The organism is Geodermatophilus sp. URMC 65, from assembly GCF_053502545.1.
This window is the reverse complement of sequence record NZ_CP199954.1, coordinates 4,610,229-4,636,203: the sequence shown is the minus strand read 5'-3', so window position 1 is coordinate 4,636,203 and position 25,975 is coordinate 4,610,229. Positions and strand designations below refer to the sequence as shown.

At 74.8% G+C, this 25,975-nt stretch carries 22 protein-coding genes; 1 reads left to right on the top strand and 21 read right to left on the bottom strand.

What is annotated here, in order from left to right:
- Positions 1-347: 347 nt before the first annotated feature.
- From ACWIX7_RS22450 to ACWIX7_RS22375, 16 genes are all read right to left on the bottom strand, one after another.
- A complete protein-coding gene (locus tag ACWIX7_RS22450; protein WP_091217129.1) occupies positions 348-689 on the bottom strand; it encodes an RNA polymerase-binding protein RbpA in 342 nt (113 codons plus the stop codon).
- A 286-nt stretch (positions 690-975) separates the two neighbouring features.
- Positions 976-1,209: a preprotein translocase subunit SecG gene (gene secG / locus ACWIX7_RS22445; RefSeq protein ID WP_091376136.1), complete on the bottom strand. Its 234-nt coding sequence runs from the start codon at positions 1,207-1,209 to the stop codon at positions 976-978.
- 161 nt (positions 1,210-1,370) lie between these two features.
- Complete coding sequence (locus ACWIX7_RS22440; protein WP_448618609.1) at positions 1,371-3,158, bottom strand: ABC transporter substrate-binding protein; 1,788 nt, start codon at positions 3,156-3,158, stop codon at positions 1,371-1,373.
- Positions 3,159-3,191: 33 nt separating this feature from the next.
- Positions 3,192-4,019 (bottom strand): triose-phosphate isomerase, encoded by an 828-nt coding sequence (gene tpiA, locus ACWIX7_RS22435; RefSeq protein ID WP_448618608.1) that lies wholly within the window; start codon positions 4,017-4,019, stop codon positions 3,192-3,194.
- A gap of 15 nt (positions 4,020-4,034) precedes the next feature.
- On the bottom strand, positions 4,035-5,228 hold the full coding sequence (locus ACWIX7_RS22430; RefSeq protein WP_448618607.1) for a phosphoglycerate kinase: 1,194 nt from the start codon (positions 5,226-5,228) through the stop codon (positions 4,035-4,037).
- Positions 5,229-5,230: 2 nt separating this feature from the next.
- Positions 5,231-6,235 carry a type I glyceraldehyde-3-phosphate dehydrogenase gene (gene gap, locus ACWIX7_RS22425; RefSeq protein WP_448618606.1) on the bottom strand — a complete coding sequence of 335 codons (1,005 nt, stop codon included), beginning with the start codon at positions 6,233-6,235 and terminating at the stop codon, positions 5,231-5,233.
- Positions 6,236-6,346: 111 nt separating this feature from the next.
- Complete coding sequence (locus tag ACWIX7_RS22420) at positions 6,347-7,051, bottom strand: GGDEF domain-containing protein (RefSeq protein ID WP_448618605.1); 705 nt, start codon at positions 7,049-7,051, stop codon at positions 6,347-6,349.
- 178 nt (positions 7,052-7,229) lie between these two features.
- Entirely contained in the window at positions 7,230-8,210 is a 981-nt protein-coding gene (gene whiA, locus ACWIX7_RS22415; protein WP_091217613.1) for a DNA-binding protein WhiA, read from the bottom strand.
- A 27-nt stretch (positions 8,211-8,237) separates the two neighbouring features.
- A complete protein-coding gene (locus ACWIX7_RS22410) occupies positions 8,238-9,326 on the bottom strand; it encodes a gluconeogenesis factor YvcK family protein (RefSeq protein ID WP_448618604.1) in 1,089 nt (362 codons plus the stop codon).
- On the bottom strand, positions 9,326-10,333 hold the full coding sequence (gene rapZ, locus ACWIX7_RS22405; RefSeq protein ID WP_448618603.1) for an RNase adapter RapZ: 1,008 nt from the start codon (positions 10,331-10,333) through the stop codon (positions 9,326-9,328). Before rapZ ends, ACWIX7_RS22410 begins: the two co-directional genes overlap by 1 nt.
- A 76-nt stretch (positions 10,334-10,409) precedes the next feature.
- Complete coding sequence (gene uvrC / locus ACWIX7_RS22400) at positions 10,410-12,551, bottom strand: excinuclease ABC subunit UvrC (RefSeq protein WP_448618602.1); 2,142 nt, start codon at positions 12,549-12,551, stop codon at positions 10,410-10,412.
- A gap of 69 nt (positions 12,552-12,620) precedes the next feature.
- A complete protein-coding gene (locus tag ACWIX7_RS22395; protein WP_448618601.1) occupies positions 12,621-13,541 on the bottom strand; it encodes an alpha/beta fold hydrolase in 921 nt (306 codons plus the stop codon).
- An 85-nt stretch (positions 13,542-13,626) separates the two neighbouring features.
- Complete coding sequence (locus ACWIX7_RS22390; RefSeq protein ID WP_448618600.1) at positions 13,627-13,983, bottom strand: hypothetical protein; 357 nt, start codon at positions 13,981-13,983, stop codon at positions 13,627-13,629.
- 59 nt (positions 13,984-14,042) lie between these two features.
- Entirely contained in the window at positions 14,043-15,272 is a 1,230-nt protein-coding gene (locus ACWIX7_RS22385; RefSeq protein WP_448618599.1) for a saccharopine dehydrogenase family protein, read from the bottom strand.
- Positions 15,273-15,305: 33 nt separating this feature from the next.
- Complete coding sequence (gene uvrA / locus ACWIX7_RS22380) at positions 15,306-18,197, bottom strand: excinuclease ABC subunit UvrA (RefSeq protein ID WP_448618598.1); 2,892 nt, start codon at positions 18,195-18,197, stop codon at positions 15,306-15,308.
- A 129-nt stretch (positions 18,198-18,326) separates the two neighbouring features.
- On the bottom strand, positions 18,327-19,739 hold the full coding sequence (locus ACWIX7_RS22375; protein WP_448618597.1) for an amidase: 1,413 nt from the start codon (positions 19,737-19,739) through the stop codon (positions 18,327-18,329).
- Between the two features lie 50 nt (positions 19,740-19,789).
- On the opposite strand from ACWIX7_RS22375, the gene ACWIX7_RS22370 reads away from it, so the two are divergent.
- Positions 19,790-20,446, top strand: coding sequence for an MBL fold metallo-hydrolase (locus ACWIX7_RS22370; protein WP_448618596.1), 657 nt, complete (start codon positions 19,790-19,792; stop codon positions 20,444-20,446).
- A gap of 419 nt (positions 20,447-20,865) precedes the next feature.
- Here the strand turns inward: ACWIX7_RS22370 and ACWIX7_RS22365 are convergent, their stop codons facing one another.
- The 5 genes from ACWIX7_RS22365 to ACWIX7_RS22345 all read right to left on the bottom strand — a co-directional run bounded on the left by ACWIX7_RS22365 (position 20,866) and on the right by ACWIX7_RS22345 (position 25,968).
- Complete coding sequence (locus ACWIX7_RS22365; protein WP_448618595.1) at positions 20,866-21,129, bottom strand: hypothetical protein; 264 nt, start codon at positions 21,127-21,129, stop codon at positions 20,866-20,868.
- 578 nt (positions 21,130-21,707) lie between these two features.
- Positions 21,708-21,986, bottom strand: a complete 279-nt coding sequence (locus ACWIX7_RS22360) for a hypothetical protein (protein WP_448618594.1) — start codon at positions 21,984-21,986, stop codon at positions 21,708-21,710.
- 11 nt (positions 21,987-21,997) lie between these two features.
- Positions 21,998-22,759 (bottom strand): SDR family NAD(P)-dependent oxidoreductase, encoded by a 762-nt coding sequence (locus ACWIX7_RS22355; protein WP_448618593.1) that lies wholly within the window; start codon positions 22,757-22,759, stop codon positions 21,998-22,000.
- A gap of 18 nt (positions 22,760-22,777) precedes the next feature.
- Positions 22,778-23,779, bottom strand: a complete 1,002-nt coding sequence (locus ACWIX7_RS22350; RefSeq protein ID WP_448618592.1) for an acetamidase/formamidase family protein — start codon at positions 23,777-23,779, stop codon at positions 22,778-22,780.
- A gap of 182 nt (positions 23,780-23,961) precedes the next feature.
- A complete protein-coding gene (locus tag ACWIX7_RS22345; protein ID WP_448618591.1) occupies positions 23,962-25,968 on the bottom strand; it encodes a S9 family peptidase in 2,007 nt (668 codons plus the stop codon).
- Positions 25,969-25,975: the final 7 nt, after the last annotated feature.

The following is a 25,975-nucleotide window of genomic DNA, read 5'->3' as shown; positions in this document are numbered from 1 at the left end:
GCCTGCGACCGGCAGCCACCCGGCCGCAGGCCCTCCTCGTGGAGCCCGCGATGACGCTCTCTGCCCCCGCCGTCCGCCGCACGCCTCGTCCGGTGCGGGAGGTCGTCCCCGTGGCACCGCCGGGGCACCGGGGGTGCTACTGGAACTGGGAGCGGGCGGCCTGGGTTGCCTGGACGACCGTGCCTCAGCCGCGACCGCCCCGCGAGTAGAGAGGGACCTCAGGGGGTGGCCCGTCCCGGGTCCCGCAGGCCCCCTGCAGGGTCCCGCCGCGGGCGCGCGAGTGGCGGGGGGCAGGGGGTCCTTCTCCGAAGGGTGGGGAGGACGGGGTCCTCTGTCAGGCGCCGCTGTCAGGCGCCGCGGCGGGCCCGCAGCTTGGCCAGCGCCTCCTCGAGGAGGGCGTCACCGTCGGCGTCGCTGCGCCGCTCGCGGACGTAGGCCAGGTGGGTCTTGTAGGGCTCGGTGCGCGGCGCGGGGGGCGGCGCCGCCTGGTCCTGGCCGGCCGGCAGGCCGCAGCGGGGGCAGTCCCACAGCTCGGGCACCTCGGCGTCGGAGGCGAAGGACACCTGCGTCTCGTGGCCCTGGGCGCACCAGAACGGCACTCGCCGGCGGGGCGCTGCCTCGCCGCGCTCGGCCTCGCCCATCGGGCCCGCCCCCACCCGCGTCCCCCGGATCGCGTTACCACCAGCCACCAGTGCCCCCTGCGCGTCTCGGCGATCTGCGGCGACGAGTGGCCGCCGGGGCAGTCTAGGGCCTGGGTCTTGCCGCGGAGAGGACTTTGGTCCCGGTGACCTCGGCGTTCGCGGGTCCGCCGCCGCCCCCGTCCAGAGGCGCGCCGCGGCTGCGTCCCGGGCACGGCCCCTGCAGGGCGCCCGACCCCGTCCAGAGGCTCGCCACGAGCTGGGTGACCACTGGAACGGCCACCCGTCAGGGCCCCGCGCCGAGCTGGCGAGGCGTGGGGGGAAGGGTGGTCCTCTCTCAGACCTTGAGCAGGATGCCCAGGCCGATGATGCAGACCGTCCAGATCAGGCCGATGAAGACCGTCAGCCGGTTGAGGTTCTTCTCCACCACCGAGGAACCGGACAGCTGCGAGGAGACCGCACCGCCGAACATCGAGGACAGGCCCCCGCCCTTGCCGCGGTGCAGCAGGATCAGCACCACGAGGAGCACGCTGGTGAGCACCAGCAGCACGTTGAGGACCAGCTCGACCATGCCCCGAGGGTAACCGACCGGCCGCGGTGGGCCGTCCAACCGACCGTGTCCCCGGCCACCCCGTCCTCCCCCGGAGCGGTCAGCGGCTGTGCACACGGTCCGCTTCCGCGCCCGGGTCCGCTCCTCGCTCGCTGGCGCTCGCTGCGATGCTCCCCGGGCTGTCAGCGGACGCCGGCGGTCGCCAGGTCGTAGCTGGTGTACGGGCCCATCACCACGCCGTTGCGCAGCCGCTGGCCGGCCAGCAGCTGCACCCGCGACTCGGCGAGCGGCACGTACGCGCCGGTGGCGGTGGCGGCGGTCGCCACCTCCCGCCAAGCGGCGCGGGCGGCCTCCGGGTCGCCGGCCGCCGCGCGCGCGGCGTCGATGAGGCCGTCGATCCCGGGGTCGGCGAGCCGGGCGAAGTTGGTGTTGCCGACGGTGCTCACCGACCGGCCGTCGACCAGCGGCACGAGGAACGATCCAGGGGTCGGGAAGTCGGCGGTCCAGGTGGCCAGCACGATGCCGATGCCGTTGTCGCGGACCCGGTCGGGGTTGCCCACCTCGGTGGCGTAGAAGCTGGGCGCGTCCAGCGGGCGGACCTCGGCCCGGATGCCGACGCCCGACAGCTGCTCGGCCACCTCCTCGGCGACGGCCACACCGGTCGGGGCGTCCGGGACGGCGAGCACGGTGTCGAAGCCCTCCGGTTGCCCGCAGGTGGCCAGGGCCTCCTCGGCCGCGGCCGGGTCGGGCGTCGGGTCGGGCTCCTCCGGCCCGCCCTCCACACCGCGCGGCCACAGCTGCGAGGTGCGCACCGCCTCCGTCGGCCCGCCGAGCACCTCCTGCACGGCGACGCGGTCCACCACGGCGGCGACCGCGGCCCGGCAGGCCGGGTCGTCGAACGGCGCGACGTCGGTCGGCAGCGCGAGCAGCCGGACGACGTTGTTCGTCACCTCGTCGATGCGGTCGACCAGCGGGACGTCGCCGCTGGTGTCCTCGCCCAGCCGGGCCGTCGTCGGGGCCTGGATGCCGGCACCGGAGATGTCGACGTCGGCCGACCCGGCCAGCAGCGCCTGGTCGCGCTCCACGCCGCTCAGCCCGGAGCGGACGACGACCCGGTCGGGCAGCGCGGTGCGGACCTCGTCGGTCGTCGGGTCCCACTGCGGGTTGCGCTCGAGCACGATGCCGGTGACGTCGTCCCGCGTGGCGACCAGGTACGGGCCGGAGGACACCGGGTCGCGGCCGTAGTCGGCGCCGGTGTCGCTGTCGGCCGGCACCGGGCTGCTCGAGGGCAGCGCCATGACGTACGGGAAGTCCGGCTGCGGCGCGCGCAGCCGGAAGGTGATCGTGCGGTCGTCGGGGGTCTCGACCGAGGCCAGACCCAGCCGGCCGGCGGTCTCGTCCTGGTACGGCCCGGCGTAGGGGTTGTCCGGGTCGTCGAGCAGCTCGACCACGCGGGTGGGGCCGCCGACGACGACGTCCGAGGCGAACGAGCGCTCGATGCCGTACTTGACGTCGCGCGAGGTGATCGGCGCGCCGGTCTCGAAGCGGACGCCCTCGCGGAGCGTGAACGTCCACGTGGTGCCGCCGTCCGGCGTGGTGCCGAGGTCCGTGGCGAGGTCCGGCACCAGCTCGCCGGTGCGGCCGGGCTCGGAGGAGTAGCTGACCAGCGTGCGGGTGTAGAGCCGCATGAGGTTCCACACGCCGGGGAGGTAGGAGCGCTGCGGGTCGAGGTTGTCGACCTCGCCGGTCACCACCCGCAGCGTGCCGCCGGCGGCCTCGGACGGCGCCCGGACGCCGGTGACGCCGGTGTCCGGGCCGCCGCCGAAGACGGGCAGCGTGGAGCCGTCCTCACCGGCGTTGGCGCAGCCGACCGCCACCCCGACCACCAGCAGGACGACGGCGGCGATGCCGGCCACCCGGCCGCGGGTGCCCCGCGCCCAGGCGGGGCCCCGCTCCAGCGTGCTGTCCACCCCACCCGCTCCCCGCCCGTCCGGCGGCGGCGGTCAGCTGCCGTCGGCGGCTGTCCGACAGATCTGCGCGAACTCGTCGGCGTCCAGGCTGGCGCCCCCGACGAGTGCACCGTCGACGTCCGGCCCGGCCAGGATCCCGGCCGTGTTCGCGGCCTTCACCGACCCGCCGTAGAGGATACGGACGATCCCGGCGGTCTCGGCGCCGAAACGCTCGGCGAGCCGTGGCCGTAGGGCACCGCACACCTCCTGAGCGTCCTCGGGCGTGGCGACCTCGCCGGTGCCGATCGCCCACACCGGCTCGTACGCGATCACGATGCCGGTGCCCTCTCCAGGGCTCGTGAGCTGCTCGGCGGTCAACCCCTCGAGCGCGGCGTCGAGCTGGGCGGTGCAGTGCCCGACGTGCTCGCCGGACCGGCGCACCTCCAGCCCCTCCCCCACGCAGAGGATCGGCACCAGCCCGTGCCGCAGGGCCGCCTGCACCTTGGCGGCCACCACGGCGTCGTCCTCACCGTGCAGCGCGCGCCGCTCGGAGTGCCCGACGACGACGTAGCGGCAGGCCAGCGCGGCGAGCATCGCGCCGCTGACCTCGCCGGTGTAGGCACCGGAGTCCTGCACCGAGAGGTCCTGCGCGCCGTAGCCGATCTCGAGCTTGTCGCCGGTCACCAGCGTCTGCACGCTGCGCAGCGCGGTGAACGGCGGCAGGACGACGACCTCGGCGGCCTCCAGTTCGGGCTCCTTGAGGCTGAAGGCGAGCTTCTGCACCAGCCCGATCGCCTCGAGGTGGGTGAGGTGCATCTTCCAGTTGCCGGCGATGAGCGGCCGGCGTCCCTCACGGCGTGCGGGAGTGCCCCTGCGTGCCACGTCCGTCCTCCTCGCTCAGTCGGCCAGCACCGCGAGGCCGGGCAGCTCCCGGCCCTCGAGGTACTCCAGCGACGCGCCGCCGCCGGTGCTGATGTGGCCGTAGGCGGCCTCGTCGAGGCCGAGCTGGCGCACCGCGGCGGCGGAGTCGCCGCCGCCGACGACCGACAGGCCGTCGACCGCGGCCACCGCCTCGGCCACCCCGCGGGTGCCGGCCTGGAACGGCGCCAGCTCGAAGACGCCCATCGGGCCGTTCCAGAAGACCGTCCGGGCGCCGCCCAGCTCGCGACCGAAGGCCTCCACCGTGCGCGGGCCGACGTCCAGGCCCAGCTGGTCGTCCGGGATCTGGTCGACGGGGACGGTGGTCGTCTCCACCTCCGCGCTGAACTCCGGCGCGCAGACCACGTCGAGCGGCAGCACGATCCGCTCCCCCGCCTCGGCCAGCAGCCGGTTGCAGGTCTCGACCTGGTCGGCCTCCAGCAGCGACTTCCCGACACCGTGGCCCTGGGCGGCCAGGAAGGTGAAGCACATCCCCCCGCCGACCAGCAGCCGGTCGACCTTGGGCAGCAGCGCCTCGATGACGGCGAGCTTGTCGCTGACCTTCGAGCCGCCGAGCACCACGACGTAGGGCCGCTCGGGGTCCTGCGTCAGCCGGGTCAGCACGTCGAGCTCGGTGGCCACCAGCCGCCCGGCGACGTGCGGCAGCCGCAGCGCCACGTCGTACACCGAGGCGTGCTTGCGGTGCACCGCACCGAAAGCGTCGTCGACGAAGACGTCGGCGAGGGCGGCGAACCGGTCGGCCAGCCCGCCCCGCTCGGCGTCGTCCTTGGACGTCTCAGCGGCCTCGAAGCGCACGTTCTCCAGCAGCAGGAGGTCCCCGTCGCCGAGCGCCTCGGCCCGGGTCCGGGCGTCGTCCCCGGCGACGTCGGCCGCCAGCGGGACGTCGGCGCCGAGCAGCTCCCCGAGCCGCGCGGCGACCGGCGCCAGCGAGTACTGCGGGTCCGGCGCGCCCTTGGGCCGGCCCAGGTGGGCGGCGACCACGACGCGGGCACCGGCGTCGCGCAGCGCCTGCAGCGTGGGCAGGCTGGCGCGGATCCGGCCGTCGTCGGTGATGGCCCGGGTGGTCTTGTCCAGCGGGACGTTCAGGTCGGCGCGCAGGAACACGCGCCGACCCGAGACGCCCTCGGCGAGCAGGTCGTCGAGGGTCCGCATCGTTACAGCGATCGCCCGACGAGCTCGACGGAGTCGACCAGGCGGTTCGAGTAGCCCCACTCGTTGTCGTACCAGCCCAGCACCTTGGCCATCGGGCCGAACACCTTGGTGAGCTTGGCGTCGTAGATGCACGACGACGGGTCGGTGACGATGTCGGAGGAGACGATCGGCGCGTCGGTGTAGGTGAGGTACTTGCCCAGCGGGCCGGCCGCGGCCTCGCGGTAGGCGGCGTCGATGTCCTCGGCGGAGGCCTCGCGGGACAGCTGGACGGTGAGGTCGGTCGCCGAGCCGGTGGGCACGGGCACGCGGATGGCGTAACCGTCGAGCTTGCCCTTCAGCTCGGGCAGCACCAGTCCGATCGCCTTCGCGGCGCCGGTCGAGGTCGGCACCATGTTGAGCGCGGCGGCGCGGGCGCGGCGCAGGTCCTTGTGCGGGCCGTCCTGCAGGTTCTGGTCGGCGGTGTAGGCGTGGATGGTGGTCATCAGGCCGCGCTCGATGCCGAACGCGTCGTTGAGCACCTTGGCCAGCGGGGCCAGGCAGTTGGTGGTGCAGGACGCGTTGCTGATGATCGTCTGCGAGCCGTCGTACAGGTCGTCGTTGACGCCCATGACGATCGTCAGGTCGTCGCCGGTGGCCGGCGCGGAGATGACGACCTTCTTGGCCCCGCCGGCGTCGACGTGCTTGCGCGCGTCGTCGGCCTTGGTGAAGAAGCCGGTGGACTCGACGACGACGTCGACGCCCAGGTCACCCCAGGGGAGGTTCCCCGGGTCGCGCTCGGCCAGCACCTTGAGGGTGGCGCCACCGACCTTGATCCCGTCGCCGACGGCGGAGACCTCCTCGGGGAACGTGCCCAGGATGCTGTCGTACTTCAGCAGGTGCGCGAGCGTCTCGGGGGTGGTCAGGTCGTTGACCGCCACGATCTCGATGTCCTTGCCACTGGCGGCGGCCGCCCGGTAGAAGTTGCGCCCGATCCGGCCGAAACCGTTGATGCCCACTCGTACGGTCACAGCTGACCCTCCATGTGCTCGATGGGACTGTCGCCTCGGTCGGCCGCGCGGGCGCGCGGCCGCGATCTGCGACGACCCTATCGGCCAGGGCCCCGGCCGTCCGGTCCAGGCTCAGCGGCCGGACACCAGCTCAGCCGCGCCGGCGCCAGCAGCGGGGACGAGCACCCCGTCGGGACCGCCGGGGACCGCGGCCACGACCCGGTCCCGGCCGGTGGCCTCGGCGGTGTAGAGCGCGTGGTCGGCGGCCCCCAGGAGCGCGGCCGGGTCGCTGCCGTCCGCGGGGCAGACGGCGACGCCGATGCTCACGGCGACGCCGACGTCGTCGCCGTCGAGCAGGTGCCGGACGGCGGCGACCTGCCGGCGGACCTGCTCGGCCCGCTCGATCGCCTGCTCGCGCCCGGCGCGGGGCAGGACCAGCACGAACTCCTCGCCGCCCAGCCGCGCGGCGGTGTCGCCCGCGCGCACCGCGGCGGACAGCGTGGTGGCCACCGAGGTGAGGACGGTGTCACCGGCGGCGTGGCCGAAGCGGTCGTTGACGCTCGCGAAGTGGTCGACGTGGACCACCAGCAGCGACAGCTGTCCGGCGCGCGGCCGGCGGGCCAGGGCGGCGGCGAGCGCGCGGTCGAGGTGCCGGCGGTTGTGCAGCCCGGTCAGCGGGTCGCGCACGGCCACCTCGGCGAGCTCGGCCCGCAGCCGCTCGATGACCTCGACCTGCTCGGCCAGCTGCCGGTCGAGCTGCTCGACGGCAGCCTGCCGCTCGTGCTGCTCGCTCAGGTCCCGGACGACGACGATGCGCCACCGGGCGCGTCCGATCACACGCCTCGTGAACCGGGCATCGACGAGGCGGACGCACGGCTGGAGGTCCCCTCACCCGGCCGGGTGAAGCGACGGGGCGCCCCCCGCAGCAGCGGGAGGCGCCCCAGGTGACGTGCTGGAACGGCCGCCCTTCAGGGTCCCGCGCCGAGCGTGCGAGGCGTGGGGGGAGGGGTGGTCCTCATTGGGTCAGCATGTCCTCGGTGACGACGGACTCGGTGTCCGGGATGCCGAGGTCCTTGGCGCGCTTGTCGGCCATGGCCAGCAACCGCCGGATCCGGCCCGCGACGGCGTCCTTGGTCATCGGCGGCTCGGCGCGCTGGCCGAGCTCCTCCAGCGACGCCTGGCCGTGCTCGAGCCGCAGCCGGCCCGCGACGAGCAGGTGCTCGGGGGCGTCGCCGTCGAGGATCTCCAGCGCCCGCTCCACGCGGGCGCTGGCGGCGACCGCGGCGCGGGCCGAGCGGCGAAGGTTGGCGTCGTCGAAGTTCGCCAGCCGGTTGGCGGTCGCCCGGACCTCGCGACGCATCCGCCGCTCCTCCCAGGCCAGCACCGCGTCGTGGGCGCCCATCCGGGTCAGCAGCGCGCTGATCGCGTCGCCGTCCCGCACGACCACCCGGTCGGCGCCGCGGACCTCGCGGGCCTTCGCGGCGATGCCCAGCCGACGGGCCGCACCCACCAGGGCCATCGCGGCCTCGGGACCCGGGCAGGTGACCTCCAGCGAGGAGGATCGGCCGGGCTCGGTCAGCGAGCCGTGCGCCAGGAAGGCCCCCCGCCAGGCGGCCTCGGCGTCGTTGATCCCACCGCTGACCACCGACGGCGGCAGCCCGCGGACCGGACGACCGCGCTGGTCGACCAGCCCGGTCTGCCGGGCCAGGCCCTCGCCGTGCTTGGCGATGCGGACCAGGTAGCGCACCCCGCGGCGGATGTTGCCGCCGGCCAGCACGCTCACGCCACTGGTGTAGCCGTAGACCTCGCTGATGTCGCGACGCAGCCGACGGGCCACCGACCCGGTGTCCAGCTCTGCCTCGATGACCACCCGGCCACCGACGATGTGCAGGCCGCCGCTGAACCGCAGCAGCGCGGTGACCTCCGCCTTGCGCTCGGAGGTCTTCGTGCACTCCACGCGCGACAGCTCGTCCTTGACCATGGCAGTCATCGCCATGCCGTCCACCCCCACGTTCCCCCGGGCTCAACCAGCCCCATGTGCGGCGTTCCCTTCATCTCCCCCTCGGACCGGATCCGGTACGTGAGGGTGCGGTACCGGCTCGCGTTTTTCCATGCCCTGCCGCGTCCCGAGCGCCTGCCGGAGAGCTCCGGCCAGGCGTGCCGGGTCGTGCCGCGGCACGCCGCCGTCCTCGGCGACCGGGGCCAGCACGAGCTCGGCACCGCACTCACGTACCGCAGACAGGAGACCACAGCGGTCAACCACCGATTCCTCATCGGCGATCACCGTGTGCAATGCCACTCCGCGGAGATGGCTCCGCAGGACGGTCAGGTGCTCCTCGGGCGAGAAGCCGTCGGTCTCCCCCGGCTGCGGTTCGAGGTTGAGGACGACGACCACCCGGGCGCTGCTCGCGGCGAGCGCGGCGCGCAGCCGCGGCACCAGCAGGTGCGGCAGCACGGAGGTGTACCAGGAGCCCGGGCCGAGCGAGACGACGTCGGCCGCGGCGATGGCGTCGAGGACGGCGGGGTCCACCGGCGGGTCGGACGGCGAGACGATGATGTGGCGCACCCGGCCGGGGGTCGCGGCGATCGCCGACTGGCCGCGGATCGTGCGGCTGCGCACCGGGTCGTCGGGGTCGGCGCTCTCCACCTGGGCGACCAGGTCGAGCGGGACGTCCGCCATCGGCAGCACCCGCCCGCGGGCGCCGAGCAGCCGGCACACGTCGTCCAGCGCACGGACGGTGTCCCCGCCGTGCATCTCGGTCAGCCCGGTGAGCACGAGGTTGCCCACCGAGTGGCCGGCGAGGACACCAGTGCCGCCGAGACGGTGCTGCAGCAGCGCTGCCAGCTGCCGGGTGTCCTCGCGGTCGCCGGCCAGCGCGGTCAGCGCCATCCGCAGGTCGCCGGGCGGCAGCACGGGCATCTCCCGGCGGATCCGTCCCGACGAGCCACCGTCGTCGGCGACGGTGACGACCGCGGTGAGGTCCGGCGTGATCCGGCGCCAGGCGGCGAGCGCGGCGGCCAGGCCGTGGCCCCCACCGAAGGCGACGACCCGCGGCGGTCGGACCGCGCCCCCGTCCGGCCCGGCGGACGGGGCGAGCTCCGGGGCCCCCACTACTCGCGGCCCAGGTCGCGGTGCTGGACGGCGGCGTCGACGCCGTCGGCGCGCAGCCGGCGGGCGAACTCCTCGGCGATGGCGACGCTGCGGTGCTTGCCGCCGGTGCAGCCCACGGCGAGGGTCAGGTAGCGCTTGCCCTCGCGGCGGTAGCCGGGGATGAGCAGCCGCAGCACGTCGGTGTAGCGGTCGAGGAAGGGCCGGGCGTCCTCCTGGCCGAGGACGTAGTCGCGCACGTCCGGGTCCTGGCCGGTGTGCGGGCGCAGGTCGGGCAGCCAGTGCGGGTTGGGCAGGAAGCGGGCGTCGACGACGAGGTCGGCGTCCAGCGGCAGACCGTACTTGAAGCCGAAGCTGAGCACGGTCGCGGTCAGCGGCGGCGCCTTGCCCTCGCGGGCGAAGGCGTTCTCCAGCGTGGCGCGCAGCTGGTGCACGTTGAGGTCGCTGGTGTCGACCCAGAGGTCGGCCTCGCCGGCGATGCCGGTGAGCAGCGCCCGCTCCTCGGTGATGCCGTCGATGAGCGTGCCACCGCCCTGCAGCGGGTGCTCCCGCCGGTTGGACTCGTAGCGGCGGACCAGCACCTCGTCGCGCGCGTGCACGTAGACCACCCGCGGGCGGTGGCCGGCCTCGGCGAGCACCCGGATCGCCTCCTGCAGGTCGCTGGAGAAGGCCCGGCTGCGCACGTCGACGACGGCGGCGAACCGGCGGACGTCACCGCGCGCGCCGAGCTCCACCATCGGCAGCAGCAGCGCGGGCGGCAGGTTGTCGACGACGAACCAGCCGAGGTCCTCCAGCACCCGCCCGGCGCTGTTCTTGCCGGCGCCGGAGAGCCCGGTGACGACGACGACGTCCAGCGGCTGGGTCTCGGTGGACGACGGGTCCAGCGGCGGCGAGACGTCGGTGTGCGGGTGACCCGGCGCGCCGGGGGGCACCTCGAGGTGGGCGGTGTCCCGGTGTCCGGTGTCCTGCGGTGCGGCGTCCTGGGGTGCTGTCTCGACCCGTTCGCTCACGATGCTCCCCGTTCGCTCCCGCGGGGCGCTCCGCTCCTCGCTCGTTCCTCGCTGCGATGCTCACGCCCCTGTCCGCTCACGAGGCCACCAGTCCGACCTCGGCGGTGGCGCCGGAGCCGCTGCGGGGTGTGCCGCGCTCGGCCGGGCCGGCCGGGGCGGTGGTCGTCTCCACGGTCTCCTCCGCGGCGGCGTCGTCCTCCGGCTGTGCTGCCGTCGCCTCCGGCTGTGCTGCCGTCGCCTCCCCCACCTCCGGCTGCGCCGCCGTCGCCTCCCCCACCTCCGGCTGCGCCGCCGTCGCCTCCCCCACCTCCGGCTGCGCCACCGCCGCGAGGACGGCCTCCGCCGTCCGCCGGCCGATGCCGGGCACGGCCACCAGCTCCTCGACGGTGGCGGCACGCAGCCGCTTGAGGGACCCGAACTGCTTCATCAGCGCCTTCCGCCGCGTCTCCCCGAGACCGGGGACGTCGTCCAACAGGGAGACCAGCATGCTGGTGGACCGCTTCTGCCGGTGGTAGGTGATCGCGAAGCGGTGCGCCTCGTCGCGGACCCGCTGCAGCAGGTACAGCGCCTCGGAGGTGCGCGGCAGGATGACCGGGTCCGACTCCCCGGGCAGCCACACCTCCTCCATCCGCTTGGCCAGGCCGCACACGGCGACGTCGACGACGCCCAGCTCGTCGAGCGACCGGGCGGCCGCGGCGACCTGGGGCGCGCCACCGTCGACCACGAGCAGGTTCGGCGGGTAGGCGAACCGGCGCGGCCGGCCCTCCTCCGCGGCGATCCCCTGCTCGTCGCGGCGGTCGGCCTCCTCCTTGAGGTGGCGGGCGAACCGGCGGCGGACGACCTCGGCCATCGCCGCGGTGTCGTCGGTGCCCTGCTGCACCGAGAAGCGGCGGTAGTCCGACTTCTTCGCCAGCCCGTCCTCGAACACCACCATCGACGCCACGACGTTGGTCTGCTGGACGTGCGAGATGTCGATGCACTCGATCCGCAGCGGCGCCTCGGGCAGCTCCAACGCCTCCTGCAGCTCCGAGAGCGCCAGCGAGCGCGCTGTGAGGTCGCTGGACCGCTTGACCCGGTGCCGGGCGAAGGCCTCCTTGGCGTTGCGCTCGACCGTCTCCAGCAGGGCTCGCTTGTCGCCGCGCTGGGGCACCCGGAGGCTGACCCGGCTGCCGCGGAGCTCGCCGAGCAGCTCCTCGTAGACGTCGGCGTCGTCGGGCAGCTCGGGGACGAGCACCTCCCTGGGCACCGCCTCCCCCGCCTCGCCGACGCCGGTCGCCTCGTCGACGCCGCCGTAGACCTGCAGCAGGAACTGCTCGACCAGCTCGCCGGTGCTGACCTCCTCGACCTTGTCGACGATCCAGCCGCGCTGGCCGCGCACCCGCCCGCCGCGCACGTGGAAGACCTGCACCGAGGCCTCGAGCTCGTCCTGGGCGAAGGCGACGACGTCGGCGTCGGTGCCGTCCCCGAGGACGACGGCCTGCTTCTCCATCGCCCGCTTCAGCGCGCCGAGGTCGTCGCGCAGCCGGGCGGCCTTCTCGTACTCCATCGCCTCGGCGGCCGCGGCCATCTCGCGCTCGAGGCGGCGGACCATCTGGTCGGTGCGGCCGGCCATGAACTCGACGAAGCCGTCGACGATCTCCCGGTGCTCCTCGGCGGAGACCCGGCCGACGCAGGGCGCGGCGCACTTGCCGATGTAGCCGAGCAGGCACGGCCGGCCGATCTGCCCGGCGCGCTTGAAGACCCCGTTGGAGCAGGTGCGGGCCGGGAAGACCCGGGTGAGGGTGTCGAGCGTCTCGCGGATGGCCCAGGCGTGGGCGTACGGGCCGAAGTAGCGCACGCCCTTCTTCTTCGGGCCGCGCATGACCTGCAGCCGCGGGTACTCCTCGTTCAGCGTCACGGCCAGCGACGGGTAGCTCTTGTCGTCGCGGTAGCGGACGTTGAACCGCGGGTCGAACTCCTTGATCCAGTTGTACTCGAGCTGGAGGGCCTCGACCTCGGTGCCGACGACGGTCCACTCGACGCTGGCCGCCGTCGTCACCATCTGCCGGGTGCGCGGGTGCAGGCCCGCCACGTCGGCGAAGTAGCTGTTCAGCCGCTGCCGGAGGCTCTTGGCCTTGCCGACGTAGACGACCCGGCCGTTGGGGTCGCGGAACTTGTAGACGCCGGGTGACTCCGGGATGCTGCCGACCGCCGGTCGGTACGTGGACGGGTCGGGCATGTACCCCAGGTTAGGTCGGCGGGACGACGGTTCGCCGTCCGGATGACACCGGTGTGGTTCGGACGCCGGTCAGCCGCCGAGCCGGGCACCCAGCCAGGCGAGCAGGTCGCCGGTCACCTCGTCGCGGTTGGTCTCGTTGAAGACCTCGTGCCGGGCGTCGGGGTAGACCCGCAGCTCCACCGGCAGGCCGCGGTCGCGCAGCAGGTCGGCCAGGGCGGCGACCTGGGCGGCGTCGGTCCCGCCGACCGGGTCGCGCTGCCCGGCCAGCAGCAGCACCGGCAGCCCGTCGGGCAGCCCGGCCACGCCCTCGGGGCTCGCCGCCCGGGTGACGAGGGCGAACATGCCGGCGCCGTAGCGGTACGTGGGCGGGACGTCGTCGCCGCAATGCGGGTCGGCGAGGTAGGCGTCGACCTCCGCGGGGTCGCGGGTGAGCCAGTCGTAGGGCGTGCGGGCCGGCTCGAAGGGCGCGTTGAAGGCGCCGAGGGCGTCCATCGGCTGCTCCCCCATGCCGCCGGCGACGGCCGCCTCCAGCTGCGGCACCGCCTCGGCCAGCTGCGGCGCGACGCCGATCGGCCCGAACAGCACCAGGCCGGCCAGGTCCACGCCGTCCCGCTCGGCGGAGGCCAGCGCGACCGCCGAGCCCAGCGAGTGGCCGAGCAGGAAGCGCGGGACGCCGGGGTGCTCGGCGGCCAGCCGCTCCCCCAGGTCGCGGACGTCGTCGAGGACGGCGTCGCTCGTGGCCCCCTCGCCGAAGCCGCCGGGGCCGGTGGACTCCGCGGTGAGCCCGTGCCCGCGCTGGTCGAGCGCGGCCACGGCGAAACCCTGGGCGGTGAGCGCGCCGGCCAGCCGCTCGTACCGCCCGGCGTGCTCGGAGAGCCCGTGCACCAGCTGGACGGTCCCCCGCACCGCGCCGTCGGGCATCCAGCGGCGCTCGGCCAGCCGGACGCCGTCGCGGGCGTCGATCCAGGTGACGGGGGCGGGGCTGGTCATCGGGAGGCCTCCTCGGACGGCGTCGTCGCCGGTCAGCCTGCCCGTCCACCCCCGCCCGCGCAGGTCCGGGGGCGACCCGCCGCGGTCAGCCGACCGGGCGCGAGCGGTGCGCCGCCCCGGCCCAGGGCCCGTGCGCCGCGACGGCGGCACCGGCCCGCCCGGCCAGCCGCACCGCCCGCCCGGCCAGCACCAGGGCCGAGACCAGACCCACGCCGCCGGCGAGGACGGCCACCGCGCCCGGCACCGCCTCGCCGGTGACCGCGAGCACCGCGATGGTCACCAGGGCGAGCAGGACGACCGTGGACCGCACGCCGCCTCCGGGTGGGGACGTCGGCGAGCCGCAGTTCGACAGGTCCGGGTCACAGTCGGGCGTGAGCGCGGTCACCAGCGCCTCCTCGATCGGGGACCCGCCACGCAGGGACACCGGCGTGACGTGGGTCACACGGAGGGTAGGGCGGAGGTCGCCCTCCGCTCAAGCCCGGCGTCCCCCGGTAGGAGGGCTCAGGTCTCCGCGACCTCGTAGGTGTGCCCGGCGGCGCGCAGGCGCTCGACCAGCACGGGTCCGAGCGCGGTGGCCGGGGTGAGCGACCCGGCCCGGTCGGGCAGCCGGTCGCCGTCCAGCGCCAGCCCGAGGGCGGTCTCGCCCAGCATGACGGCGGTGGCGGCGTAGCCGGGGTCGCCCTGTCCGGCGGCGGTGGCGCGGTAGCGGCGTCCGCTCCCGGTGGTCGCGTCGACCTCCATGCGGAACCAGCCTCGCGCCCGGGTCCGCTCGCCGGGCCCGGTGCCCGGTGCGGGCAGCGCCCGGTCCAGGAGGGATCGGGTCGGGGGGAGGCTCATCGCGGCGGCGAAGCCGGCCAGCGCGGCCGTGACCGCGGTGGCCGCTGCGGCACCGGGGATCCCCCGCCCGCAGCCCATCACCTCGCCGTAGCGCAGCCCGCGGCCGTACGCCCAGTCCTGCAGGGCGTTGCTGCGGCGGACGACGCGGGTGTTGAACGGGGCCATGACGAACGGCGCCGTCCACCGGCCGTCGGGGGTGCGCGACGGCGGACCGGCGTCTCGCGGCTGACGGGTGTCGGGCTCGGCGTCGCGGTCGGGGCTCAGCGCGTACGGGTCGCCGGCCAGCCGGCGCGCCGTGGTGTCGCGACCCAGCTCCTCGAACTGGGCGCGGACGGAGTCGACGGTGCCGCCGCTGACCCCGCCACGGGCGGTGGCGACCAGCTGCACCTCATGCAGGCCGCCGGCACCGTCGGCCCGCGCCCGCTCGGCGAGCAGGAGGACGGAGAGGTCGGAGGGGATGGAGTCGTAGCCGCAGGCGTGCACGATGCGGGCGCCGGTGTCGCGGGCGACCGCGTCCGTGGCGTCGATCGCCCGGCGGACGAAGAGCACCTCGCCGGTGAGGTCGGCGTAGTGGGTGCCGGCCCGGGCGCAGGCCTCGACCACCGGCAGGCCGTGGCGGAGGTAGGGACCGACCGTGGTGGCGAGCGCCCGGGTCGAGGCCGCCAGCGCGGCGAGCGAGGCGGCGTCGGTGGAGTCGGCCTCGACCAGCGGCCAGTCGCGGGCGGCCGCCGGCAGCTCGCCGCGCACCTGCTCGAGCCGGCTGCGGGACCGCCCGGCCAGCGCGATGCGGAGGCCGGCCGGGGCGGCTTCGGCGAGGTAGGCGGCGAGCAGCCGGCCGACGAAGCCGGTGGCGCCGTAGACGACGAGGTCGTGCGTGCGCGCGGGATCGGACACCCGGCCATCCTCGCCCGGGTGCCCGACCGCCGCTCAGCTGGCCTTCTTGCGGGCCCGCTTCTTCGGCGCCGCCGCGGCGGCCACCGCGTCGGGGTCGAGCACCGGCACCAGGTAGCGGCCGGTGTGGCTCTCCGGGATGGTGGCGAGGAACTCCGGCGGCCCCTCGGCGACGACCGTGCCGCCGCGGAAGCCGCCCTCGGGGCCCATGTCGATCAGCCAGTCGGCGCTCTTGATGACGTCGAGGTTGTGCTCGATGACGACCACCGAGTTGCCCTTGTCGACCAGGCCCTGGAGCACGATGAGCAGCTTGCGGATGTCCTCGAAGTGCAGCCCGGTGGTGGGCTCGTCGAGCACGTAGATGCTGCGGCCGTTGGACCGCTTCTGCAGCTCGCTGGCCAGCTTCACCCGCTGCGCCTCGCCGCCGGAGAGGGTGGTCGCTGGCTGGCCGAGCCGGACGTAGCCCAGCCCGACCTCGGTGAGGGTGCGCAGGTACCGCGAGATGGCCGGGATGGCGGCGAAGAAGTCGGCGGCCTCCTCGATGGGCATGTCGAGGACCTCGGCGACCGTCTTGCCCTTGTAGTGCACCTCGAGGGTCTCCCGGTTGAACCGGGCGCCCTTGCACACCTCGCACGGCACGTAGACGTCCGGCAGGAAGTTCATCTCGATCTTCAGCGTGCCGTCGCCGGAGCAGGCCTCGCAGCGGCCGCCCTTGACGTTGAAGGAGAACCGGCCGGGCTGGTAGCCGCGGATCTTCGCCTCGGAGGTGCTGGCGAACAGCTTGCGCACGTGGTCCCAGACGCCGGTGTAGGTCGCCGGGTTGGACCGCGGGGTGCGGCCGATGGGCGACTGGTCGACGTGCACGACCTTGTCCAGCTGGTCGAGGCCGGTGATGGTGCGGTGCCGGCCGGGCACCATCCGCGCGCGGTTCAGCTCGTTGGCGAGGGTCGTGTAGAGGATGTCGTTGACCAGGCTGGACTTGCCCGAGCCCGAGACGCCGGTGACCGCGACCAGCAGGCCCAGCGGGAAGGTGACGTCGACGCCCTTGAGGTTGTGCTCGCGGGCGCCCTTGACCACCAGCTCGCGGCCGGGCGTGGGCTGGCGGCGCACCTGCGGGACGGCGATCTCCTTGCGCCCGGAGAGGTACTGCCCGGTCAGCGACCGCTCGCTGGCCATCAGCTCCTCGACGGTGCCGCTGACGACGACCTCGCCGCCGTGCTCGCCGGCGCCGGGGCCGATGTCGACCACCCAGTCGGCGGTCTTGATCGTGTCCTCGTCGTGCTCGACGACGATGAGCGTGTTGCCCATGTCGCGCAGCCGCACGAGGGTCTCGATCAGCCGGGTGTTGTCGCGCTGGTGCAGCCCGATGGAGGGCTCGTCGAGCACGTAGAGCACGCCGACCAGCCCGGAGCCGATCTGGGTGGCCAGCCGGATCCGCTGCGCCTCGCCACCGGCCAGCGTGGCGGCCGGCCGGTCCAGCGAGAGGTAGTCCAGGCCGACGTCGACGAGGAAGGACAGCCGCGCCTGGATCTCCCTGAGCACGCGGTCGGCGATGGCCCGCTCCCGCTCACCCAGCTCCAGCGCACCCAGCCACTCCGAGGCCTCGCCGATGGACAGCCCGGTGACGTCGGCGATCGAGCGGCCGTTGAGCTTCACCGCGAGGATCTCGGGCTTGAGCCGGGTGCCGTGGCAGACGGGACAGGGCACGTCGCGCATGTAGCCCTCGTACTTGTCCCGCATGTACTCGCTGTCGGTGTCCTCGTGCCGCCGCTCGAGGAAGGGCAGCACGCCCTCGAACGCGGCGTAGTAGCTGCGCTCGCGGCCGTAGCGGTTCCGGTAGCGGACGTGCACCTGGTCCGGCGAGCCGTGCAGCACGGCCTTCTGCACCTTGGCCGGCAGCCGCTCCCACGGGTCGTCCATGGAGAAGCCGAGCTGCTGGGAGAGGCCGGTGAGCAGCCGGGTGAAGTACTCGTTGCTCATCGAGGTGGCCCACGGGGCGATCGCGCCCTGGGCCAGGCTCTTCTCCGGGTCGGGCACGACGAGGTCGGGGTCGACCTCCTTGCGGGTACCGATGCCGGTGCACTCGGGGCAGGCGCCGAACGGTGAGTTGAAGGAGAACGAGCGGGGCTCGAGCGCCTCGAAGGACAGCCCGTCGTCCACGCACGCGAGGTGCTCGGAGAAGGTGCGCTCGCGGTAGGGGTCGTCCTCGGGCAGGTCCACGAAGTCGAGGACGACGAGGCCGCCGGCCAGGCCCAGCGCCGTCTCCACCGAGTCGGTGAGCCGCCGCTTCGCGCTCCCCTTGACGGTGAGCCGGTCGACGATCACCTCGATCGTGTGCTTCTCCTGCTTCTTCAGCTTCGGCGGGTCGGTGAGCTGGTGGACGACGCCGTCGACGCGGACGCGGGAGAAGCCCTGGGTCTGCAGCGAGCTGAACAGGTCGACGTACTCGCCCTTGCGGGCCCGGACGACGGGCGCGAGCACCTGGAAGCGGGTGCCCTCCTCCATGGCCAGCACCTGGTCGACGATCTGCTGCGGGGTCTGGCGCGAGATCGGCTTGCCGCAGTTGGGGCAGTGCGGCTGCCCGGCGCGGGCGTAGAGCAGCCGGAGGTAGTCGTAGACCTCGGTGATCGTGCCGACGGTCGACCGCGGGTTGCGGTTGGTCGACTTCTGGTCGATCGAGACGGCCGGCGAGAGGCCCTCGATGAAGTCGACGTCGGGCTTGTCCATCTGGCCCAGGAACTGGCGGGCGTAGGCCGACAGCGACTCGACGTAGCGGCGCTGGCCCTCGGCGAAGATCGTGTCGAAGGCGAGGCTGGACTTCCCCGAGCCGGACAGTCCCGTGAAGACGATCAGCGCGTCACGGGGCAGGTCGAGGTGGACGTCCTTGAGGTTGTGCTCGCGGGCGCCGCGGACGACGAGACGGTCCAATGTGATCCCTGTCGGTCAGCCGGGCCGGCCGGTCGCGCCGGGCCCGCGGTGGAGATGTCGATACGGACAACGCCGTCACCGCCCGGGTGCAATCCGTGACGACGGCGACGTTGCCGCTCGCCGGGGTGCTCAGACGGGAGCCGGGGACGACGCTCCGGCGGGGTCGAAGACCGGAGCGTGACGACGCCAGGGCAGCCGACGCTCCAGCTCTCCGGCCAGCCAGAGTAGTCGTCTCTCGGCACCCGGGGGGCCGACCAGCTGGACCGCCAGCGGCTGCCCCGTGGGGCGGGTGCCGGCGGGCAGCACGAGAGCCGGGAGGCCGGCCAGGTTCCAGGCCGCCGTCCACGGCGCCCAGCGCGCGTTGGCCGTCACGTTGGCCAGGAACGAGCGCTCGTGCCACGGCCGGGCGGGCAGCGGCGGGCCGGTCGTGACCGGGCTGAGCAGTAGATCGACGTCCGCGAAGAAGGCGGTCATCCGCTCGCGGAACCGCTCGGCGGTCGCCGGGCGGACCAGGCCGGCGGCCCGGACGGCGCGGCCGATGCGCGCGTGCGTGCGGCTGCGCGGCTGGAGGTCGGCCAGCGGGATGCCGAGGTGCGCGGCGTCGTCGGCGGCGCCGGCCATCCAGCGGGCCAGCGCGCCGGCCGCGGCCCCCGTGGAGATCGGCGGGTCGCGGCGGACGACGGTGTGGCCGGCGGCGGTGAGGGCCGCGACCACCGTGTCGACGGCTGCGCGGGCGGGCCCGTCGGCGCGCGTGCCGGGCACCGGGGAGCGGGTGGAGACGGCGATGCGCAGCGGCCGGTCGGGCGCCTCGAGCGGGGTGGGCTCCTCGCCGGCCAGCACGGCGTGCGCCACGGCGAGGTCGGCGACCGTGGTGGCCAGCGCGCCGTTGACGGCCATGCCGGACCAGTCGTCCGCGCCGATGCCGCCGGGCACGACGCCCCGGCCGGGTTTGAGGGTGACCAGCCCGCAGGCGGCGGCGGGCAGCCGCAGCGAGCCCATGCCGTCGTTGCCGTGGGCCAGCGGGACCGCGCCGGAGGCGACCGCAGCCGCGCTGCCGCCGGAGCTGCCGGCCGGCGACCGCGCCGTGTCCCAGGGGTTGCGGGTGACCGTGCCCGGCCCGTCGGTTGCGCCGTAGAGGCACAGCTCGGGCACGCGCGTGATGCCGACGACGACCGCCCCGGCCCGGCGCAGCCGTCTCACCACCTCGGCGTCGCGGGTCTCCGGCGGCCCGGTGCGGGCGGCGGAGCCGTCGGTGCAGACCTCACCGGCGACGGCGACGTTGTCCTTGACCGCGACCGGCACCCCGGCCAGCGGCATCGCGAAGCGGGTGAGCGCGGTGTCGACGGCGTGCGCCTCGGCCAGGGCGGCCTCGCGGCGGACGACGCGGAAGGCGCTGAGGCGCGGCTCGACCGCGTCGACGTGGGCCAGGTGGGCGCGGACGACCTCGACCGCGGTCAGCTCCCCCGACCGAACGCGGGTGGCCAGCTCGGTGGCGGGGAGCCCGACGATCCGACCGGCCGTGAGACCTCCGCTAGCGTCCATGCCTGGACCGTAACCGCGGCCGCCGACACTCTCCGAACGGGAGGCACGGGATGGGCTACACCGGGGACGTCGAGGTGGGCGGGCCGGCCGACGTCCGGCAGCTGCCGGGGCTGACGATCAGCAAGCTGGCGGTCAGCGAGATGGCCAACAACGCGTACCTGGTGCGCGACCCGGAGACCGGCGAGGCGCTGCTCATCGACGCCGCGGCCGAGCCGGAGGCGCTGCGCGCCCTCATCGGGGACGCCGCCGTGCACACCGTCGTCACCACGCACGGGCACTGGGACCACCACCGCGCGCTGCCCCAGGTGGTCGAGGCGACCGGCGCGGTCACCGTCGCACACCCCGCCGACGCCGACGACCTGCCCGTGCCCGTGCAGCGGCCGGTGGTGCACGGTGACACGGTCCGCGTCGGCGGGCAGACCCTCGAGGTCATCCACCTGCGCGGCCACACGCCGGGCAGCATCGCGCTGCTCTGGCGCGGGCCCGAGGGCGCCGGCACGCACCTCTTCACCGGAGACAGCCTCTTCCCCGGCGGGGTGGGCAAGACCTGGTCGCCCGAGGACTTCACCAGCCTGGTCGACGACGTCGAGGAGCGGCTGTTCGGCGCGCTGCCCGACGACACCTGGGTCTACCCCGGGCACGGCAAGGACACGACCCTGGGCGCCGAGCGCCCGCACCTCGCGGAGTGGCGCGCTCGGGGGTGGTGACCTCCAGGTCCGGATTGCTGCCCCGGGGCGGCCCGGCTCCACCACGATCGTCGTCACGTTGGTGGAGTCGCCGAAGAAGGTGCCCGTGCCGGTGATCACGATCTCGTGCGTCGCCGGTGGTAGCGGGTGCAGGAGCGCGACGAAGCCGGCGGCGACGGAGAGCGCCTGCTGAGGTGGCACGCCGAGGATGTCGTCCTCCGGCAGGTCGATCGTCAGCAGCGGTGTCTGCTCTTGGGCCGGGCGATCATCCAAGCCTTGGCCGTCCAAGGGCGAAGCCGTGACCGACGGATCCCCGGGCGCCGAACGGCCCCGCACGGCGGACGCGCTGAGCAGGGCCGGCGGACGGGACCTGCCGGGAGCGGATCCGGCCGTGCCACCGGGGCCGGGGCCTGTGACCCCGACCCCGTCACCGAGATCGGTCAGGCCATCGCACCGGTCGGGGCCTCCTGGCGCGGGATCGACGGGACGCCGGCGCCCGTCCACGCCCACATGGTCCAGTGGTAGCTGCCGTCTTCCTCGACCTCGTACTCGATGACGTCAGCGACCTCGGCGAGACGACACAGGGCACCCGTCGCTGATGGGCACGAGCCCCACACGCCGAAGCTGGCCTGGTAGCCGGGGCCCGTCTGACGGCCCACCCCACCGCCCACCCAGTCGGCGAGATCCCCGGTGTCTGTGATCATCAGCACGTGGCCCTCACCGACGAGGACACCTCCGGGACGGAAGGTCTGCCGATAGGTTCCGGTGTCCGTGATCTCCCGCCCCAGCAGGGTCCCGCGCCCCTAGAAGGACACCTCCAGCCAGACCCGCTCTCCTTCCGAAGGCAGGACTCGGATGCTCGTGAACTTCCCCGAGGACTCACCCAGACGCTCACCCAGCACCGCGTACACCTCCTCCGGGCCGGACTCACGCGTCGCGGCCACGAGTCCGGCCGCAATCGACGATCATTCTCCCGCCGAGACGGGAGGGACTCCACGCCTCGGGCACCCGCGGTGTTCGACCCACCGCCGAGTGCGCGCGGGATGCTCGTCCCGTCCGGATGGCTGGGCAACCACCGACCGCTTGCGCCATCCCCTGCGCGACGGCCGGTCGGCCGGGTGTCGCCGTCCACGTGCAACACATCACCACCGGTGAGGCCGGGAACCGGCAGCCTCGGAGTGCTGCCGGTCTGGCGGGCTCCAGCTCCTCGGCGGGTGGGCAGGACCCGGTCGTCGGATCACCCACTCCGGCGACGGGGCCCGGGCGGGTCGTCGACCCGCGGTCACTCCTCGAAGAGCGCGACCAGCTCGTCGGGGGTGCCGGCCACGTGCAGGGGGACGACGGACACCGTCCACCCGGGACGCCGCTCGTCGATGCCGAGCGCGAGATCCCAGGCCGCGCGGGCCGACAGCGGGCCGAAGCACGCGTCGTCCCCGTCGTCGCTGAGGGCGATCTCGACCAGCCAGGTGTCGGAGAGGTCGGCGGCCAGCTCGGCGAACTCGGGGTCGGTGCCGTCCTCGGGCTCCGGGGAGTCGGCCTGCACGGGGTAGATGAGTGCCATGCCGCAGCCTCTCAGAGCTGGATGCCGCGGGTGAGGGCGCCGTCCACGACGAGGTTGGTGCCGGTCGTGAAGCTCGACACCGGGCTGGACAGGAAGACCACGGCGCGGGCCATCTCCTCCGGCGTCCCCATCCGGCCCGTGGGGTTGAGGCCCAGCGCGGACGAGTACAGGTCCGGCTGGCCCTGCTCGATCTGGTCCCAGACCCCGCCGGTGAAGTAGGTGTTGCCCGGCGAGACGACGTTGGCCCGCACCCCGCGCCCGGCCAGCTGGAACGCCAGCCCGGAGACGTAGCCGACGATGGCGGTCTTCATCGTCCCGTAGGGGCCGGAGGCGAAGTCGGCCTCGCGCCCGGAGACGCTGGAGACGGCGACGATCGAGCCGTTCGGGCTGGCCTCCAGGTGCGGGATCGCGGCCGTGGCGAGCCGCACCGTGTGCATGAGGTCGACCTCGAAGGAGGCGTACCAGTTCTCCTCGGTGTCGGGGATGGCGAGCGCGCTGACGTTGGCGACGACGGCGTCGATCCCGCCGAGCCGGCCGGCGGCGGCCTCGACCCAGCCGGTCAGCGCCGGCCCGTCCCGGACGTCGAGCTGCGCGCCGGTCGCCCGACCGCCGCGCTCGACCACCGCCTTCTCCACCGCCTCGATCTCGGCGGTGTCGCGGGCGCAGAACTCCACGACGGCGCCCTCGTCGACGAAGGTCTCGACGACGGCCCGGCCGATGCCGCGGGTGCCGCCGGTGACGAGCACGCGGAAGCCGGTGAGCTGCAGGTCCACGGGTACCTCCAGGGGGCGTCAGAGCAGGGTGGCCGCGCGGCGGCGGAGGTCCTCGTGCAGTCCGCCGTACGCGGTGGCCCGTGGCAGCAGCGACTTCCGCGCCTTCACGACGGTGCTGTAGTTGGCGTCGACGACGTTGGCGATCGGCACCTCGACGGTCTGCGACAGGAGCTGGTAGGCGTCCATCGGGTGCAGCCCGTAGAGGTCGCGGAACCAGCGCACCAGCTCCACCTGCGCGATCCGCCAGGCGTCCTCCAGCGGACGGCTGGAACCGACGGTCATCCAGTGGGTGTCGTCCTCCAGACGCGGCCAGGCCGGCGCGTCGCCCTTGATGAGCTCGACGATCAGCGTGGTGGTCATCGCGCCCTCGACAGCGGTGCCGCAGGCCTCGCCCTCGCCCTGCCGGTAGTGCCCGTCGCCGACCGAGAACAGCGCGCCCTCGACGTTGACCCCGAGGAAGCAGGTGGTGCCGGCCCGCATCTGCGGGGTGTCCATGTTGCCGCCGAAGCGCTCGGGGACCAGCGAGCTGCGCACCTCGCCGCCCATCGGCGCGACGCCGACGGTGCCCAGCATCGGCTCCACCGGGAGGGCGATCTCCAGGTCGGTGTGGCGGGCGGCAAAGGTCACCGTGTTGGCCGCGCGGTCGAGCTCGTAGATCCAGGTGGTGTCCGGCAGCGCCTCCTGCAGGGTGGCGGTCACCGCGGTGCTGGTCAGTCCGCCGAAGAACGGGATGGCGGCCGAGGCGCCCCAGTCCCGCGCCGGCTCCATCGCCACGAAGTGCAGGGCCAGCGTGTCCCCGGGCTCGGCGCCCTCGACGTGGAAGGGCCCGGTCTGCGGGTTGATGAAGCGCAGGTCGACCTTGTCGCTCGAGAGGTCCTTGGTCGAGCGGAGCGCACCGTTGAACGCGTCCTCGGACCACACCCGCAGCGCCGTCCCCGGCCTGATCCGCATGAGCGGCGCGACGCCGCCGAAGGTGTAGGCGTACTGCTCGAACGTGGGCGTGACCTCGACGACGTCCATGCCGCACCCTAGGGACGCGGGGACACCGACGGCAAACCGTCCTGCCTCCACCCAGAGCCGTCTCTACGCCCTGCACGACCGGCGCGCTCCGCCCGGTCCCGCGCCGCGCCCGCAGGTCGGCGACCGTCGCGCCCGGGGAGGGAGATCGACTCCAGCGGCTCGGCGGTGAGCAGACCGTCCGCTCAGTCCAGCCGGGTCGCCCGCACGGTCAGCGGCTCCCGGCGGTCATGGTCGCCCGGCCGCGGTCCGCCGTCCACGACCGCAGCCGGGAGGTCCTGATCAGGGGTGACCGGCAGCCAGCGCGCCCACCAGCGCAGCAGGTGCTCGAGCCGGGCCAGCCGGTGCCGGGGCCGCCCGGTGCGGCCGAGGTCCGAGCCCTCCCCGGGGAAGAGCAGCAGCTCCGCGGGGACGCCGCGGCGCTTGAGCTCGACGTAGCGCCGCATCCCCTGCTCACGCGGGAAGCGCCGGTCGTCCTCCCCGTGCACCACCAGGGTGGGCGTGGCGGTCCCGGCCGACGGGACCGGCGGGTCGGCGCCGAGGTACTGGTCGATGAACCACCAGCCCACGTCCGAGGTGCCGACCAGCCCGGCCGGGTCGGTGAGCGCTCCGTCGACGACGGCCGCGGCGAACCGCGTCGTCCGGCCGGTGAGCACCGTCGCCAGCCAGCCGCCGTAGCCGGTGCCCATGACCCCGACCCGCTCCGGGTCGAGCGCCGGGTCGGTCAGCACGGCGTCGAGGAACGCGGTGACGTCGTCGGCGTCCACCGTGCCGCCGGCGCTGCGCACCGCCCGGGCGTGCGCCTGCCCGTACCCGGGCGAGCCCCGCGGGGCGCAGCGGACGACGGCGTAGCCGGCCGACACCAGCACCTGGGTGTCCACCGACAGCGACCAGCCCTCGGGACGGTGCAGCGGGTCGGACAGGCACAGCAGCACCGGGTGCGGCCCCGGCCCGTCGGGCAGGGTCACCCACCCGTGCACCTCGGTGCCGTCCGGTGCGGTCGCGGTGCGCTCCTCGGAGCGGCGCAGCCGCCCGGTCGCGCCGAGCGCCCGGCCGAAGCCGGTGAGCAGCCGCCGTCGGCCGGGCGTGACGGCGATCAGCTCACCCGCGGAGCGGTCGTGCCCGACCGTGGCGACGACGACCCCGCCGGCCGCGGCCAGCCCGTGCACGGTGAACGGCCCGTCGACTAGTGCCTCCGGCGACCCGCCGTGCAGCGGCACGCGGAGCAGCTCGACGGCGCCGCGCGACCGCACTCCGAGGTGGGCCGCTCCGCCGGCCAGCACGGTGGCCGGGGTCGCGTCGCCCCGGTCGGTGGCGGCGGGGGCCAGCACCGGCTCGGGCGCGCCGCCGGTGGCCCGTACCCGGCAGAGCGTGGCGCCGCGGCCGGCGACGTCCAGCCCGTCGCGGCCCAGCTCGAGCCGGGCGGTCAGCCAGATCCAGTCGCCGGAGGGGTCGTAGGCGGGCCGCGCGCACTCCGCCCGGCCGTCGGTGACCCGGCGCAGCGTCCCGCCCGCGGCCGGGACGGCGTACACGTCACGCACCAGGTCGCGGTCGGCGCGCGCGTGCCGGGCGGAGACGAACGCCAGCTCCGCGCCGTCCGGGCTCCAGGTGACGTCGGTGTCGTCGACGCTGCCGTCGGTGACCTGGCGGGGCCGCGGCGGCGTGCCGTCGTCCTCCCCGTCGGCCAGCAGGTCGAGGACGAAGACGTGGCTGTGCCGGTCGGTCACGACCCCGGCCCCGTCGGCCTGCCAGCGCAGCGTGGTGACCAGCCACGGCGGCTGCGCGGCGCGGTCCGCGCCGGAGCGGTCCACCTGCGGCACCCGGCCGGTCCAGGCCAGCCGGCGGGAGTCCGGGGACCAGACCGGCCGGCCGGTCCCCAGCGGGGCGTCGGTCAGCCGGCGCGGTGCGCCGCCGGCCGTGGGCAGCAGGTGCAGCTGCGGCGGCCCACCCGGCTCGGCACCCCGGTAGGCCAGCCAGCGGCCGTCCGGGGAGAAGACCGGGTCGGTGTCCCGCGGACCGGGCGTCAGCGGGCGGGCCGGCGCCGACCCGTCGGTGGGCACGGCCCACAGCCGGCTGCGCTCGGCGTCGTCCCCCGGGTCGGACCGGGTGACCGCGACGACGGCCATGCGCCCGTCCGGGGAGACCGTGGGGACGCCGGGCGTGCGCAGCAGCGCGAGGTCGTCAGGGCGCACGGTGGTG

Bases quoted from the DNA above. Each gene is read 5' to 3' on its own strand.
- secG (WP_091376136.1), bottom strand. From the start codon at position 1,209: ATGGTCGAGCTGGTCCTCAACGTGCTGCTGGTGCTCACCAGCGTGCTC.
- ACWIX7_RS22430 (WP_448618607.1), bottom strand. From the start codon at position 5,228: ATGCGGACCCTCGACGACCTGCTCGCCGAGGGCGTCTCGGGTCGGCGC.
- whiA (WP_091217613.1), bottom strand. From the start codon at position 8,210: ATGGCGATGACTGCCATGGTCAAGGACGAGCTGTCGCGCGTGGAGTGC.
- uvrC (WP_448618602.1), bottom strand. From the start codon at position 12,551: ATGCCCGACCCGTCCACGTACCGACCGGCGGTCGGCAGCATCCCGGAG.
- ACWIX7_RS22395 (WP_448618601.1), bottom strand. From the start codon at position 13,541: ATGACCAGCCCCGCCCCCGTCACCTGGATCGACGCCCGCGACGGCGTC.
- ACWIX7_RS22375 (WP_448618597.1), bottom strand. From the start codon at position 19,739: ATGGACGCTAGCGGAGGTCTCACGGCCGGTCGGATCGTCGGGCTCCCC.
- ACWIX7_RS22370 (WP_448618596.1), top strand. From the start codon at position 19,790: ATGGGCTACACCGGGGACGTCGAGGTGGGCGGGCCGGCCGACGTCCGG.
- ACWIX7_RS22365 (WP_448618595.1), bottom strand. From the start codon at position 21,129: ATGATCACAGACACCGGGGATCTCGCCGACTGGGTGGGCGGTGGGGTG.
- ACWIX7_RS22360 (WP_448618594.1), bottom strand. From the start codon at position 21,986: ATGGCACTCATCTACCCCGTGCAGGCCGACTCCCCGGAGCCCGAGGAC.
- ACWIX7_RS22350 (WP_448618592.1), bottom strand. From the start codon at position 23,779: ATGGACGTCGTCGAGGTCACGCCCACGTTCGAGCAGTACGCCTACACC.